At 66.0% G+C, this 15944-nt stretch carries 8 protein-coding genes and 2 pseudogenes; 3 read left to right on the top strand and 7 right to left on the bottom strand.

All coding sequences use genetic code 11. The features are described 5' to 3' along the window. The first annotated feature begins 28 nt into the window (after positions 1-28). From accD to ONR75_RS00760, 3 genes are read left to right on the top strand one after another with little or no spacing between them, the layout of a single operon-like run. Positions 29-979, top strand: a complete 951-nt coding sequence (gene accD / locus ONR75_RS00770; RefSeq protein ID WP_265080961.1) for an acetyl-CoA carboxylase, carboxyltransferase subunit beta — start codon at positions 29-31, stop codon at positions 977-979. Beyond that, a complete protein-coding gene (locus ONR75_RS00765; RefSeq protein WP_265080960.1) occupies positions 976-2319 on the top strand; it encodes a bifunctional folylpolyglutamate synthase/dihydrofolate synthase in 1344 nt (447 codons plus the stop codon). The genes accD and ONR75_RS00765 overlap by 4 nt, the downstream gene beginning before the upstream one ends. A 17-nt stretch (positions 2320-2336) precedes the next feature. Further along, entirely contained in the window at positions 2337-3077 is a 741-nt protein-coding gene (locus ONR75_RS00760; protein ID WP_265080959.1) for a metallophosphoesterase family protein, read from the top strand. A 220-nt stretch (positions 3078-3297) separates the two neighbouring features. Here ONR75_RS00760 and trxA read toward each other — a convergent pair whose 3' ends face one another. The 7 genes and pseudogenes from trxA to ONR75_RS00725 form a co-directional block, all read right to left on the bottom strand. Then, on the bottom strand, positions 3298-3618 hold the full coding sequence (gene trxA, locus ONR75_RS00755; protein ID WP_265080958.1) for a thioredoxin: 321 nt from the start codon (positions 3616-3618) through the stop codon (positions 3298-3300). A gap of 98 nt (positions 3619-3716) precedes the next feature. Beyond that, positions 3717-7191: pseudogene (addA, locus tag ONR75_RS00750) on the bottom strand (double-strand break repair helicase AddA). Then, positions 7188-10376, bottom strand: a complete 3189-nt coding sequence (gene addB / locus ONR75_RS00745; protein ID WP_265080957.1) for a double-strand break repair protein AddB — start codon at positions 10374-10376, stop codon at positions 7188-7190. The pseudogene addA and the gene addB overlap by 4 nt, the downstream one beginning before the upstream one ends. A 76-nt stretch (positions 10377-10452) precedes the next feature. After that, positions 10453-11175 (bottom strand): nucleotidyltransferase family protein, encoded by a 723-nt coding sequence (locus ONR75_RS00740; RefSeq protein ID WP_265080956.1) that lies wholly within the window; start codon positions 11173-11175, stop codon positions 10453-10455. Positions 11176-11316: 141 nt separating this feature from the next. After that, entirely contained in the window at positions 11317-11637 is a 321-nt protein-coding gene (locus tag ONR75_RS00735; RefSeq protein WP_265080955.1) for a PilZ domain-containing protein, read from the bottom strand. 100 nt (positions 11638-11737) lie between these two features. Then, positions 11738-13260 (bottom strand): annotated as a pseudogene (gene tsaE, locus ONR75_RS00730) (tRNA (adenosine(37)-N6)-threonylcarbamoyltransferase complex ATPase subunit type 1 TsaE). Then, positions 13257-15779: a sensor histidine kinase gene (locus tag ONR75_RS00725; protein WP_265080954.1), complete on the bottom strand. Its 2523-nt coding sequence runs from the start codon at positions 15777-15779 to the stop codon at positions 13257-13259. Before ONR75_RS00725 ends, tsaE begins: the two are co-directional and overlap by 4 nt. Between the last annotated feature and the right edge of the window lie 165 nt (positions 15780-15944).

The raw sequence follows: 15944 nt of genomic DNA, 5'->3' as shown, positions 1-15944 counted from the left end.
CGACGCCCCACGCGACGCGGAGATCGAGATGAACTGGTTAACCAACGTCGTCCGGCCGAAAATTCGCAGCATCCTGCGCCGCGAGACCCCGGAGAATCTGTGGATCAAGTGCCCCGATACCGGGCAGCTGGTGTTCTACAAGGACGTCGAGCAGAACCAGTTCGTCATCCCCGGCTCGAACTATCATATGCGCATGAGCGCCACCGCGCGGCTGAAGTCGATCTTCGACAACGAGACCTGGTTCGACGTCGCGCTGCCCGAGGTGACCGCCGATCCGCTGAAATTCCGTGACGAACGCAAGTACGTCGATCGTATCAAGGACGCCCGCACCAAGACCAGCCTGCATGATGCCGTCAAGGTCGGTTACGGCAAGCTGGAAGGCGCCGGCGTCGTCGTTGCGGTGCAGGATTTCGACTTCATGGGCGGCTCGCTCGGCATGGCCGCCGGCGAAGCGCTGGTGCGCGGCTTCGAGCTCGCGGTCGAAAAGAAATCGCCTTACATCGTGTTCGCGGCCTCCGGCGGCGCGCGCATGCAGGAAGGCATCCTGTCGCTGATGCAATTGCCGCGTACTACCGTCGGCGTGCAGATGCTGCGCGAGGCTGGGCTGCCCTATATTGTGGTGCTGACCAATCCGACCACTGGCGGCGTCACTGCCTCCTACGCCATGCTGGGCGATGTCCAGATCGCCGAGCCCGGCGCACTGATCGGCTTTGCCGGCGCCCGCGTGATCGAGCAGACGATTCGTGAAAAGCTGCCGGAAGGTTTCCAGCGCGCTGAATATCTGAAGGATCACGGCATGATCGATATGGTGGTGCACCGCCACGATCTGAAGCCGACATTGGCGCGGCTGTGCCGTATCCTCACCAAGTCGCCGGCGGTGGAAACCGTGTCGCCGCCGCGTCCGGCGCTGGAGCCCATCACCATTCCGGCCGAGATCGCTGCCAGCCCGGACGCCGTGCCGGCTGCGCCCCACGCGTGAGTACTCCTGCCGTCGGGCGCCCCACGCCCCTCGACGACCTGCTGGCCCGGCTGTCGACGCTGCATCCGCAGCGCATCGATCTCGATCTGGGTCGGATGCAGCGATTGCTGGCACAGCTCGATCATCCCGAGCGAAAGCTGCCACCGGTCGTCCATGTCGCCGGCACCAACGGCAAGGGCTCGACCATCGCTTTTCTGCGCGCGATCCTCGAGGCCGCCGGCCTGCGCGTCCATGTCTACACCTCGCCGCATCTGGTGCGGATCAATGAGAGCATTCGTCTCGGCCAGATTGGCGGCGGCGTGCTGGTCAGCGACGAAGAGCTGCTGGCGACGCTGCAGCATTGCGAACGGCTGAATGCCGGCGCGCCGATCACTTTGTTCGAGATCGAGACCGCGGCGGCGTTGTTGCTGTTCGCGCAGCATCCGGCCGATGTGGTGCTGCTCGAGGTCGGCCTCGGTGGCCGGCTGGATGCGACCAACGTGATCGAGACGCCCGCCGCCTGTGTCATCACGCCCATCAGCATCGATCACACCGAATTTCTCGGCGATACGCTGATGAAGGTCGCCGCCGAAAAGGCGGGGATCATCAAGCGCCGGGTGCCGGTGATCATGGCAGAGCAACTGCCCGAGGCCACCGCGATCATCGAGCAGCAGGCCCGCCGCATGTACGCGCCGCTGCATTCGGCGGGGCAGGAGTGGCATGTCAGCATTGAGCGCGGCCGGCTGGTCTATCAGGACGATCGCGGGTTGATGGACCTGGCCGCGCCAAAACTGTTCGGGCGGCATCAATTCTATAACGCCGGTCTGGCGATCGCGACCTTGCGAGCGTTGGACAATTTCAGGATCGACCCGACTGCCTATGAGGCTGGCATAGCACGCGCGGAGTGGCCGGCGCGGATGCAGCGTCTGACATCCGGAAAGCTGCTGGAGATGGCGCCGGCCGATGCCGAGCTGTGGCTCGACGGCGGCCACAATGCCGACGGCGGCCGCATCGTGGCCGCGGCGCTGGGGGATCTCGAGGAGCGGGTGTCGCGGCCTTTGGTGGTCATCGTCGGCATGATGGCTAACAAGGACGCCGGCGGCTTTCTCGCCAACTTCGCCGGGTTAACGCGGCATATCATCGCGGTGAAGATCCCGGATCGCGACGGCGCCATGGGCTTGGATGCGCTGAGCGACGCCGCGCGCCATCTCGGCATGCGGATCGAGACCGCTGCGAGCGTCGCAGCGGCGCTGCATGCGCTGACCAAGCTTGCCTACGAAGTGCCGCCGCGTATCCTCATCACCGGTTCGCTCTATCTCGCCGGCCATGTGCTGGCGGAAAACGGCACGCCGCCGACATAGACTCTCGGGGAGAAACGATGCGCTTTGCTGCGATCGCCGACGTCCACGGCAATTATCTGGCGCTGCAGGCCGTGCTCGCCGATATCCGCGGTCAGGGCATCGACGACATCGTCAATCTCGGCGACATGGCCAGCGGCCCGCTCGATGCGCGGCGCACGCTGGACATCATGATGGGCCTCGATGCCACATGTGTGCGCGGCAATCACGACCGATATCTCACCGACCATAAGCCCGAGGACATGTATCCGTCCGACCGCTTTTCTCATGGCCAGCTGGAAGAAAAGCATCTCGACTGGCTGCGTGCGCTGCCGTTCGCCACGGTCTATCGCGACAGCGTCTATCTCTGTCACGCAACGCCCTCCGACGATAACACCTACTGGCTCGAAGCGGTGACGCCCGACGGCGTGATGCACATGGCCAGTATTGAGGGCATCGAGGACAAGGCCAAGGGCATCGAACAGTCACTGATCCTGTGCGCCCACAGCCACATTCCGCGCGCGGTAAAACTTCGCGACGGCAGGACGATCGTCAATCCCGGTAGCGTCGGTTGCCCCGGCTATCGCGACGTGGCGCCGTTTCCCCACATCATGGAAACCGGCACGCCGGATGCGAGTTACGCCATTCTCGACGGCGGCAGCGATGGCTGGCAGGTGACGTTTCGCCAGGTGCCCTACGATCACGATGCGATGGCCAGACTGGCGCGGCACAATGGACGGCCCGAATGGGCCAGTGCGCTGGCGACGGGCTGGATCCGATAGGATTCTGAGAGACGCTGCCCCTCATGGTGAGGAGCGCGTCTTCGCGCGTCTCGAACCATGAGATATTGCGCGCCGAGCTTGCGGCCATCCTTCGAGACGCGGTCAAGAGACCGCTCCTCAGGATGAGGCAAACAGTCCGTAGGCCCTCAGGATGAGGTCTGCGCAAACAAAACGGCCGGCGACATGGTCACCGGCCGTCAAAACAATCAGCGGGAAGCGATCAGACCGCAGCGGTGATCCACTGCTGCAGCTTCTGCTTCGGCGCGGCGCCGACCTGGCGCGAGGCCATCTCGCCACCCTTGAAGATCATCAGGGTCGGGATCGACATTACGCCGTATTTCGAGGCGGTCTTCGGGTTCTCGTCCACATTGAGCTTCAGGATCGTGACCTTGTCGCCCATGGCAGTGGAAATCTCGTCGAGCGCCGGTCCGATCATGCGGCAGGGGCCGCACCATTCGGCCCAGAAATCGACAACCACCGGGCCGGTCGCCTTGAGCACTTCGGCTTCGAAATCGGCGTCAGAAACCTTGCCAACGGCCATTGTATTCCTCGTTCTGTTGGTGAGAGAGCGCGTCGGATGAATCGCGCTGGGATGATGCATCCAACCTATGAACGCACCCTTGCCGGGTCAAGGTTTGCTCACGGCGAGATGATGGTGAGCAGTGCTGCGTCCAGCGCGGGGGCAGAAATCTCCATCATTTCAAGGCTCTCGGTCCAGAGCAGGGCGGCCCGGACGGGCCTGTCGGGATAAAGCCTGGCCAGCACCGCGCGATATTGGGCCAACTGGCTGACATAGCTGTCCGGCGCCTCGGTCGCCTTGCGTGGCGGCGCGTGGTTGGTCTTGTAATCGACGATCCAGACCTCGCTTGGCGTCACCGCCAGCCGGTCAATCCGGCCGGAGACGATTCGTTTGCGCGGGCCGAGCCGGCCGGCGATCGCCACCTCGGCGCGGTTGCCCGGTGCAAACAGGGCGCAAAGCGGGCGTCGTCGACCAATGCCAGCAATTGCGCGGCCAGCGCCGCGCGCGCGCTGTCGCTCCAGTCCGCAGCGTTGCGGGCCAGGAAGCGCAAAGCGGCATCGCTGCGGCGTGCGATGTCCACATCCGGCAGCGATTGCAGCAGTCGGTGCACCAGCGTGCCGCGCTGCAACGCCATCTTGCGTTCCTGATCGGATTCGCCGTTCTTGAGACGGCGCTCGCCGGCGTCGGACTCCGATGGCCGCAGCACATGGTCGCGGCGCGGCTCGGCGGTGACTTGCGCGCGCAGCCACGCCGGCAGCGCGATCGGCGCAACAGCCGCAGCGGCCGTCGTGGTTCCCGGCGGCGGCGTGGCGTCTTCGAGCCGCGAATAGCGTTTCACCACGCCGTCCGGCGGCGGCACCGTCTGCATGTGCAGGCCGGAATTCTCCAGCCCTTTGCAGATCAGGTCGTACCACGACAGCGGCCGCACTTCGTTGCGGTTCCCCGGCATGCAGCCGCCGACGATCAGCCGGTCGGCGGCGCGGGTCATCGCCACGTAGAGCAGCCGGCGATACTCGTCCTCGGTCTCCTCGATCATCGCGGCGCGGGCGGTCGCCACGGCCGGCGGATCGTCGGCCTTCTTGCCGGCCCACACCACCACGCCCGCCGTGTTCGGCGCGGCATTGCCCTGCGGCAGATGGATCAGGTTGAGACGTTGCGAATCCGCCGGCGACGAGGTGGTGTCGACCAGGAACACCACAGGCGCCTCGAGCCCCTTGGCGCCGTGCACGGTCATGACGCGGACCTCGTCGCGCGAGATTTCCATGTCGCGCTTTACCTCGGTGTCGGCGGCGCGCAGCCACGCGACAAATCCCTGCAGCGAGGCAGGCGCCTTGCGCTCATAGCCCAGCGCCAGTTCGAGAAATTCGTCGAGTGCGTCATTGGCCTCGTGGCCGAGCCGGCGCAGGATTTTGCGCGGCCGCCGTCGCCGCCGAGCAGCCACGCATAGAACGAAAACGGCGTTTCGCCGGCGAAGCGCCGCTCGCAGGCCGCAAGTCGTTTGAGCGCGCCGTTGAGCTTGCCGTCGCCGGCGGCGTGGTGATCGAGGGCGGCGCGCAGCGAGCCCGGGCGATCCCAGGCCAGCTTGAACAGGTCGTCGTCGTCGAGGCCGAACAGCGGGCTCTTCAAGGCTGTCGCCAGCGCCAGATCGTCCTGCGGCAGCAGCAGCGCGTCGGCCAGATTCATCAGGTCGATGATAGCGATATGTTCGGTGAGCTTCAGCCGGTCGGCACCGGCGACCGGAATGCCGGCATGCTTCAGCGCCTGGATGATAGCATTGAAGGCCTTGCCGCGGCGGCGCACCAGCACCAGCATGTCGCCATAGCGCAAGCGTCGCCGCTTGCCGATGGCGCCGGTTTCGGTGCCCTCGGCGATCAACGTCCTGATCTCCGCTTGCACGCGGCGCGCCAGCTTCACTTCGGGACTGGTCTCGGAGACCGCATCGAATGGCGCCTGCCAGCCTTCGAGATCCTGGCGCTCATCGGGCTGCTGCAATTCCCACAGGTCGATCAGGCTGGGGCCGGCGTCGGCGAGCGACTCGTGGATCGGATAGGCGTTCTCCGCGTGAATGCTGCGATAGATCGCCTCGTCGCGAAACACATGATCGACGGACTGCAGGATCGCCGCACCGGAGCGGAACGAATAGGTGAAGGCCACGGGATCGAACTTCAGGCCGGCAGCCTCGAACCGCGTCTTGAAATACTGCCGGCGGTCGGCGAATTCGCGGGGAACGGCGCCTTGGAACGAAAAGATCGACTGTTTCTCGTCGCCCACCGCGAACACGGTGCGCTTGACGCCGTCGCGCGCACCTTCGCCGGTGGTGAATTCGGAGATCAGATGGGTGACGATGTCCCACTGTCGCGGGCTGGTGTCCTGCGCCTCGTCGATCAGCACGTGGTCGACACCGCGGTCGAGCTTGAAATGCACCCAGGCCGAGGACACGTTGTCCAGCATGGCTAGGGTCCTGTCGATCAGGTCATCATAGTCGAGCAGGCCGCGCTCGTTCTTCTCGCGGCGATAGTTCTCGGCGACATTGCCGGCGATCACCAGCAGCGCCTGGGTGCGCTCGCGCATGGCCACCGCGCGGCGGCGCGCCAGCAGGCCGGACAGACGCTCGCACTCGTTCTTCAGCGTGGCGGCAAGGTTGGGATGGCCGTCATTGATCTTCTTGGTGGCGAGCGCCTTGCGCGGCTCCATGCTGGCGGTGAAGAACACCCGGAGATATTCGTCGACCTGCGCTGCGCCGTGGAAGTCCAGCGCCGTGCGCAGACGGCCGGCCTGGTCGTTGTCGGTCTTGGTGCCACCGGCAAATATCCCCGCCGCGTCTTTCCAGCGCCGCCGCGGCAGATGCGGTCCATCGACGATGTCCAGCTCTACGGCTTCGGTGGAATCGTCCGCCGCCACGCCGAGTGCTGCAGTCAGTTGCGCCATCGCCGCGTCGGTCGAGCCGGCGCGTGCGATCCAGGCGAGAAACTGGTCGCGGCTGAGCGAGGCCTCGCGCACCACGTCGCGGAAGGTGACGTCGGCGGCCGAGGTCATGGCGATCGCCAGCGCGCGGCCCTCGCCGCTGTCCGGCGCGGCGGCGGCCTGCAGCAGCACCGCCAATGACGCCCGCTCCATCATCTCGTTCTGGTCGCGGTCGTCGAGCACGCTGAAGCGCGCCGGGACATTGGCCTCGAACGGAAACTGCTGCAGCAGCCGCGTGCACAGCGCGTGGATGGTCTGCACCTTCAGCCCGCCCGGCGTCTCCAGCGCGCAGGCGAACAGTTCGCGCGCCCGCATCCGCATCCTGCTATCGAGCTTGCCGACGCCGGCATTGCGGATCTCGGCGTCGAGCGCGGTATCGTCGAGGCTCACCCAGTGGCCGAGCTTGCTGAACACCCGCTCCGCCATGTTGGCGGCGGCAGCCTTGGTGAAGGTGACGCACAGGATCTTTTCCGGCGGCACGCCGTCGAGTAGCAGCCGGATCACCCGATTGACCAGCACATAGGTCTTGCCGGAGCCGGCATTGGCCGAGACGAACACCGAGGCGCCGGGATCCGACGCCAGCGCTTGCTTGGCGCGCGCGGCGTCGGGAATGGTGCGCGGGCCGCTCAAGATTCGGCTCCGGCGTCGCCGGCGGCCGACCATTCCTTGATCCGCGCGAGATCGTCGTAGCTGCCGTAGCGGTTCGACCACATGGACAGGTTCAGCGAGGCATAGGGCGTCGCCTCGTTCTCGAACTTGCGGATCAGGCCTTCGAGCTTGGCGCGCGCCTCGTCGGCGGCCTCGTCGGGATATTGCGGCTCGTCCTTGCGCTCGATCTTCAGTTCGAGCACGCGCTCCTCGCCGGGCGGATTGTTGCCGCTGAGCCGGACATAGACGAGTTCGCTGACCGAGGCACCGGCAGCAATGCCCTTGAAGCCGCCTTCACGCAGGATCGCGGCTTCCAGCGTCAGCTGTGGCGACAGGCCCATGCGAACCTGCTTGCCGGTGGGCGGCTGGCCGGTCTTGTAATCGAGGATCGCGAAGGTGCGGTCGTTGCGATGCTCGATGCGGTCGGCACGAGCCGACAGATAAAAGACGCGGTCGCCTGCGAGCGGGATCGCAATCTCGCCGCGCACTTCGGCGTCGATGCCGGCGACATTGATGCGCCGGTCGGTCTCCCAACGGGCAAACCAGTCGGCGATGCGCAGGAAGCGCGGCCACCACAGCGCCCGCGATTCCGGTCGCGTCATCAGCGGCGCGAAGTGGCCTTCGCCGATTTTGCGCAGCACAGCGGCCGGATCGTCCGGCAGCGCCTTGCTGTAGGCTTGCGTGAAATCGCCGAGCGAATCGTGGATCGCCGAACCCCTGTCGGCGGCCGACAGCGGCATGTCGACGGGATCGAGCGGCGCCAGCTTGAGGATGAACTTGGCGTAGATGGTGTAGGGATCGCGCAGCCAGTCCTCGATGGCGGTGACCGACAGCCGCAGCGGGCGCGCTTCGCGCGGCGGCTTCGGCATCGGCTGTGCGGTCGGCGTCACATCGAGCGGGCGGTCCAGTTCGTCGGCGTATTGAACATATTTGTCGCCCGCCGCGACGGCCGCTTTCCAGCGCTCGGCGCCGGCAACGGCTTCGAGCCGATGCAGAAAGCGCGATGCCACCGCCGGCGCGCCGCCGACCTTGGCCGCGTGGCTGAGGATCACGTCGTCGGCGCCGAGCAGCTGCGCGAAGTCGTGCGCGCTCAGGCCGATGCGGCGCTCCGGCAGATCGAGGCCGAGCTGGTGCCGCATCGGGCGGCTAAGCCACGGATCGATCCGCGGCGACGGCGGCCAGATGCCTTCGACGAGGCCGCCGAGGATGACGCGATCATTCTGCGTCAGCCGCGCTTCCAGCGGGCCGTAGATGCGCAGGCTGGCATCGGCCACCTCCGGGCGTCGCACCACCCGGTCGGCGAACGCCGTCTGGAAGACCTCGGGATAGTCGCGAAGCTGCACCGTCAGGCCGCTGAGCCGCAGTCTCTTCTCTTCGCCCGACTCTGTTTCCACGATCTCAAAGACGAGAAGATCGTCGAACGCCGCAGTCAGCGCCGTTCCTTCGCGTCCCTCGAAAGCGACACTCGTTTCTTGGTCATCGCGCGACAGCGCCATGAGCACGGTCCGATGGCATCGGGCGACATCGGAAAAATCCACCGGCTTCGACGGGTGAATGCTCTCCAGCGGCGCCAGCGCGTCGCGAAGCGTCGCGATCAGGGCCGCGGCCTGGTCGAGTGCGGCATCATCGAGCCGGGCGCGCGGCTCCGAAGCATGCAGCATCGAGATCTCGCGGCGTTTCAGCTTGCCGAGTTCGTCGCGAAATTTTGCAAAGTCCTGCGCCAGCCCGTTGCAGCCCGCAGCCGGCCGTGTGCCGCGCAGCAGCGCCAGCTCCAGCGTCTCGATCGCCGCCTTCCATGCGCTCGCGGCCTTGCCGAGGCGCAGCAGCGGATGTTTCAGCAGGGCCAGCAAGGTCGCCGGCTCCAATTGTTCGGCGGCGGCCTCGGCAGCGAGCCGCGCGAAAATGCCGGTCGAGGTGTCGGTCAGCGCGTCGCCGCCGGAATCGTCGAAGCTCAGGTTCCAGCGGCCGAGCGCCGCCATCACCCGCCGCGCCAGCGCGCGGTCGGGCGTCACCAGCGCCGCCGACTTGCCGAGTTCGTGCGCCTCGCGCATGGCGACCGCGATGGCCAGCGCTTCCATTTCCGGATTGGCAGCGGCGATCACCGCGAGGTTCTGCATGCCGTCGGCAATCTTCTGCATTGCCAGGGGCTCGGCGAGCCGGCGGTGCCACTGCGCGGTGGCGTTGGACGGCCGCATCGCCTCGGAGGCCAGCAACTCGCGGCCGCGTAGCGCCGCTTTGCCGAGTTGTGCGACGTCGCGCCTGGTAATGCCGAGGCGTTCCAGCAATCCGTGCAAGGCGAATTGCGGATGGTTGGAGGCCGACGATGTGGTGTGACCGAATGCATCCTTGATGCCGCCGATCAGTTTCCAGGCGTCGTCGTCGAGATCCGTATCGAGGCCCGGCAGCACCACCGCGCCATGTGGAAGTTCAGCGACGGCTTTTAGGAATTTCGCCGTGGTCGGCATCGAACCGGTGGAGCCTGCGGCAATCACCGGGCCGCCCTGATGGGCCAGCAGTCGCTTTGCTTCTGCGTCGATCAGGAGATCTCGCCGGCTCGCCGGTTCGATCGCGCCCTGCGCAGCGAGTATGGGCGGCCAGACCTCTTTCGCAATATTCAGGAACTGCAGCGTCAGCTGCCAGTATTTGTCGAGCGCGTCCGGCACCAGCCCGTCCAGCGCGCTCCAGTCGACCTTGCGCGTCGCCATGTCGTCCATCAGTCGCGCCAGATCGTCAGCCAAAGCCAGCGTCGAAGCAGGGCCGCCGACCACCAGCGGCGCCTGCGTGGGATCGCCGGGCGCGAGCTGTTTGGCCCAGGCGGCAATCAGCTGCGCCAGCAGCAGCCGGCGCTGCAACCCGTCCAGCGCGGGCGGCATGTCGAGCGGGTCCAGCGCATCCGGCGAGATCGCCTGCGCGAAGTCCAGTTCGTCCTCGTCGACGTCGCCGAGCGGAACGATGCGCGGCAGCAGGACGGCGTCGGTGCCGAGCACGTCGAGGAAGATTTCATGGGCCATGCGCCCGGCGCGGCGGGTCGGCAGATAGAGCGTCGCCTCTGCCAGTCGCTCGGGATGGCTACGCGCGGAAAACCCCTCGACCAGATCGCCATCGACCAGCGCCGTGATGACCGTGCGCAGAAACGGCGCCGACGATGGAACACTGAATACGCGCATGGGCATCCTGATTCGCGAACAGGATGCATCATGGCATGGGCAGCAAGGTGGCGGGAGTCAGGGAGGAGGCGAGGTCTCAGGCCACGCTGGCGAGAAACGCCTCTTCGGCGGCATGCACGGCATCGGGCGTGCCGACATGCATCCAGACGCCGTCGAGCCGCAGCCCGTAAAGGCGTTCCTGCTCATTGGCGCGATCGAACAGTTGCGTCAGCGGGAATTCGCCGGCCGGCGCACCGGCGAAAAGCGCCGGCGACATGATCGCAACGCCGGCATAGACGAACGGCACCACCTGGTTTTCCCTGCGGCGGCGCAGCGTGCCGTCCGGCAGCATGGCGTAGTCGCCGGATCCGGAATAGCCGATGCTGCTGGCGGTCGGCGCCATCAAGAGCAGGATATCCATTTTCGCCGGGTCGAAGGCTTCGGCGAGCCGCGCCAGATTGGGCCGCACGCCGTCGATCCACATGGTATCGGCGTTGAGATGGTAGAACGGTTCGTTGCCCAGCAAGGGCAGCGCCTTCACCACGCCGCCGCCGGTGCCGAGCACCATGTCGCGCTCGTCGGAGATGACGACCCGGGGATTCGTGCGGGTGGCGACGTGATCGATGATCTGGTCGGGCAGGTAGTGCACGTTGACTACAGCTTCCTCGACGCCAACCTCGGCCAGCTTGTCGAGCACGTGGTCCAGCAGGGCGCTGCCGGCGACCTGGACCAGCGGCTTCGGCATGTGATCGGTAAGCGGGCGCATCCGCAGGCCGAAACCGGCGGCGAGGACCATGGCTTTGCGGGGTTTCACGGACATGATCGAATCGGTCTCGACAAATCGCTGGCGGTCTCAAATTCTGACCGGATCATAGCATGAGCCGGCCGGGGGTGCTTGAATCGATCAAGCCATAGGCGGAGGGCATGACGCCGATGCGACATCCTCCCGGGCGTCCACGGTTCAGGCGGTCTCTTCGCTCTCCGACCGCTTGGACTTTTTCTTCTTGTCGCCTTGCTTGAGGAAATTGACGCCGATCTGGTCGCCGTTGACCCAGGCCAGTTCGCAGCGGCGATAGGCCAGACCGGTCGATGACAGCAGCAGGAAGAACTCCTTGAGATGCAGCCCCTCGACCGAGCCCTCGACGGTCAGCTTGGCGCCAACCTCAGAAATGTCTTCCATGGTGCAGGCGCGACGCCAGGTGCCGTCGATGCCCATCATATGCGCCGGGAAGCCACGCTCGAATACGACGCGCTCACCCTTGCGCCGTTCTGTCGTTGCCATGTGCTCACCTCTTCCACCGGAACCGCCCAATCCCGCCGATCTCGACGGAATACGCACCCAAAATAGGCGCGCCGGGGCTAATAACCTGTAAAAGCACGGGTCAATTCAGCGGCGGTGGTACATTTGCCGCATACCAGGCCCGAAATGCGGCCAGAGTCGGGTGCGCCAGCGAGCGATTCAGATAGGTCCAGAGCCGTGGCTGGTGCCGCAGGTATTGCGGCTTGCCGTCGCGCCGGTTGAGCCGCGCGAAGGTGCCGAGCAGGCGGGTATTCCGCTGGGCCGACATGACCGCGTAAAGCTCGACGAAACCGGCGGGGTCAAAATCCGGATCGGCGGCGCGGCGGGTTTTGACATAGCGCGTCAGCAGGGTCAGTTCGAGGGATTCGGGGATGTCGATCCGGGCGTCCTGCAGCAGCGACACCAGGTCATAGGCAGCAGGACCGAGGACGGTATCCTGGAAGTCGATGACGCCGACCCGCCGGGTTTCCACGCGGTCGGCGAGCCAGATCAGATTGGGTGAGTGGAAATCGCGCAGCACCCAGGTCTTCGGCGCCGCCGCCGGGATGGCCAGCAGCTCGCGCCACATGGCGATGAATTCCGCGTGGATCTCCGCGGGGGCGCGGCGTCGCGATCCGGCAGGTACCATTCCGGCATCAGCCCGACTTCGACCAGCAGCGCCTCGGTGTCGAACACCGGAATGGCATAGCTGATCCCCGGCGCCACCTGCAGGGTCTCCGGCAATGTCTGGCCATGCAGCTCGGCCAACATGTCGGTCGCCGCCTGGTAGCGCTCGGCGATCGGCGCCGGGGGATCGCCTTCGATAAAGCTCGCGGTGCCGAAATCCTCGGTGATCAGGAATCCTGCGTCGAGGTCGGCGTGATGGATCGCCGGTGCAGAGAAGCCGAATTTGCGCAGGCCGTTGGCGATGGCCACGAACGGCGTCACTTCCTGCGCCAGATGCACCGCGGCGCTGTAGGACTTGCCGCCATAGGCGGCCGCGCCGTCCGGCTTGCGCGGCGCGTTCATCAGGATCACCACGCCGTCGTCGCGGGTCAGCCGCGCATAGGAGCGGGTCGAGGCGTCGCCGGCCATGCGCTGGCGTTTCGCGTCGAGGTAGCGCGCGCCATCGAGAAAGCCGCGCAGCGCCTGCAGGCGCGCGACCACGGCGGTGGCCTTGCCATAGCCGGTGATCTCGGCGGCGCGCGCCGACGAGCCCAGCGCCGGACGATGGCTGAGCGCGATGTCGATGCGGTCCTCGGGCAGCGCTCCGGGCGCGCGCTCCGGCCATTCGATCAGCGCCACCGCGCCGTCCGGCAGCGGCGACAGGCCGATCTCCTCGAGTTCGATGGGATCGTTGACGCGGTAGAGGTCGGCGTGAACCAGCGGGAACGACGGCAGCTCGTAACCCTGGACCAGTGTGAAGGTCGGGCTCGGCACTTCCAGCTCATCGTCGCCGGCGAGGTAGCGGATCATCGCCCGCGCCGCCGCGGTCTTGCCCGCGCCGAGATCACCGGACAGGGTGATGACATCGCCGGGACCGATCAGTAGCGCGAGATCGGCCATCAGGTCGGCGGTGGCGGCTTCGTTGACCAGCGCCAGCGAAAATGTCGCGGGTGCGCTCATTCGGCGGCGTTGCGATGCGCGGTCTGGTCGAGCGGGAAGTCGCAGGTGACGGTGGTACCCTTGCCGACGACGGAGTCGACCCGCACCTTGCCGCCATGCAGCTCGACGAAGGAGCGCACCAGCGACAGGCCGAGTCCGGCGCCGCGATGGCGTGAGCCGTTCGAATGGCTCTCGAACCAGTCGAATACCTTGTCCTTCACGTCAGGCGCAATGCCCGGCCCGGCATCGGTCACGGCGAACACCACATTGTGGTCCGAACGGCGGACGCTCAGGGAGATCGCTGCATCCTGCGGTGAGAAGCCGACGGCGTTGGCGAGCAGATTGTACAGCACCTGCACCACCCGGCGTTCGTCGCCGGTGAAATTTCCGATGCCGGGATCGACGTCGACCTGCAGCGTGATGCGGTCGCGCGCCAGCCGGTCCTGGATACCCTCGGCCGCAGCGTCGATGGTCTTGCGGATGTCGATCGGGCCGAGATTCAGCGTCATGGCGCCGGCGTCGATGGTGGCGAGATCGAGGATGTTATTGATGATCGCCAACAGCGCATTGGTCGAGGTGGTGATGTAGCTGAGATATTCGGCCTGCTTGTCGGTCAGCGGGCCGGTCGAGGGGTCGCTGAGGAAATGCGCGAAGCCGATGATGGTGGTGAGGGGCGAGCGCAGCTCGTAGGAGACGTGGTGGACGAAGTCGACCTTCATCTGGTCGGCGGCTTCCAGCGCCTCGTTGCGCTCGCGCAACGCGCGCTCGACGTTCTCGGCGTCCGAAATATCCTGGAACGTCAGCATGGTGGCGCCGTCGGGCAGCGGCATGGTCATGCAGCCCAGCACGCTGCCGTCCTTGCGCTCCAGCTTCAGCGGCACCGCGACGCGATTTTCGATGCCGGTAATGGCGCCGCGCAGGGTCTGCCAGGCCGAGGTGTCGTCGAACAGCGGCCGGCACCAGCCTTCCACGGTCTCGATATGCGGATGCTGCTGCAGCGCCTCGTCGGACAGCTTCCACATTTTCGCGAAAGCGGGATTGAACAGCTGCGCGCGGCCGTTGCTGCCGAACACCGCGACCGCTTCGGCAAGGTTGTCCAGGGTCTCGCGTTGCACCCGGATCAACCCGTCGAAGCGCCGCGCCAGTTCGAGGCTTTCGGTGACGTCGTCGAACAGATAGGTGACGCCGCCTTCGGGATTGGGCGTGGTGACGATGCTGAGCGCGCGGCCATCCGGCAGATACCAGACATCCTTGGCGGGCTCGATGGCACGGTAGGCTTCATGCAGCTTGGTCTTCCAGGCGCGGAAATCCGGCTGCTCCGGCAACTTTCGCGCGGCACGGAGACGGTCGAGCACGCTGGAATCGTCAGGATTGTTGTCGAGGAAGGCGCGGTCGAGATCCCACAGCCGGCGATAGGAGTCATTGTAGAACGCCAGCCGTCGCTGTCCGTCGAACACCGCGACGCCGGATGACAATTGATCGAGGGTCCGGCGGTGCGCCTCCGCCATCCGCACCAGCGCGGCTGACAGCGCCGAGGCTTCGGAGGCGTCGATCGCCATGCCGGCGCTGCCGCCGGAGACATTGAGCGCGTGCACGTCATAGATCCGGCGCTCGCCGCCCATGACGATCGGCACACGCGCTTCGAACGGCTGGTTGTCGTTCAGCGCCTGGGCCATGTTGCCGCGGTCTTCGCTGTCGAGCAGTTCCAGGTTGCGGGTGATGGCGTCGGCGGGATTGCTGGCTTCGGTGGCGCGCGCGTAAGCGGCGTTGGCGAAGCTCAATGCGCCCTTGGCGTCCCTCGCCCAGATCGGCCACGGCGCTGCGGCGGCGAAGCCGCGCAGGGTTTCGGTCTCTTCCGACAGCTGCTTGTAGCGCAGCGTCATCTCGGCAAGTTCGCGGCGCAGGCCGCTGAGTTCTCGGATCCGAACGATGGCCTGGCCACCGATGGCGCGGCCCATGGCCTCGATGGCGCGACCTGTCGAAGTGGTGAGGTTGAGCAGAAATCCTTCGCCGGCATCGAGCAGCGCGTCGACCGCATGGTCCATCAGCAGCGCGGGCTCGGGCGACAGCCAGGTTCCAAAGGCCAGGATGCGCTGTGGCTGATGAGCCTGCGGATCTTGCGACATCACCAGGGACGTGTCGCCGGAGATTTCGGGGCGGGTGTCGCCCGCCGCCCATGAGATCAGCACCTGCGGTTCCGCAAACAGCAGTGCGCGAAAACGGTCGGCCTCGACCTGCAGCCCGTGCAGGTCGCTGCGTAGCCGCACCTCGGTCTTTGCAGCGCGGATTCGCGTGCGCATCAGCAGGATCGTGGCAACGACGGAAAAGCCGAGCACCGCCAGCGCCATGGTGAGCGCGGCGATCTCCTGGCGATCGAGTTCGAAAAAGGTAGCGAGATTGCCGTCGGTTAGGGGATCGGCGGCAGCGCGGGCTCCTGAGGTCGCCCAGACCACGGACGCGCCAAGGCCAACAACGCCGTCGCGCACCAGTGAAGTGCACGAAAGCAAAGTCCGACGCATCGCCGCGATCACGCCTGACATTATTCGCCCCAAAACCACACGAGTCCTCGACCGGCATCCCCCACCGATCGCGAATCGATTGACTTTATCCTCTTCGGGAGTCAGCGGGTAAGAGTCCAGACCGTGAACGCAAAGCGGCCGGCGGAAAAATGCGAGTCGTTTGAATTTAATTTTCGCGACGTGTGG

The sequence above is a fragment of the Rhodopseudomonas sp. P2A-2r genome, assembly GCF_026015985.1.
In the GTDB taxonomy this organism is placed as follows: Bacteria; Pseudomonadota; Alphaproteobacteria; order Rhizobiales; family Xanthobacteraceae; genus Tardiphaga.
The sequence above is the reverse complement of the archived record's forward strand: the minus strand, read 5'-3'. Positions and strand labels throughout refer to the sequence as shown.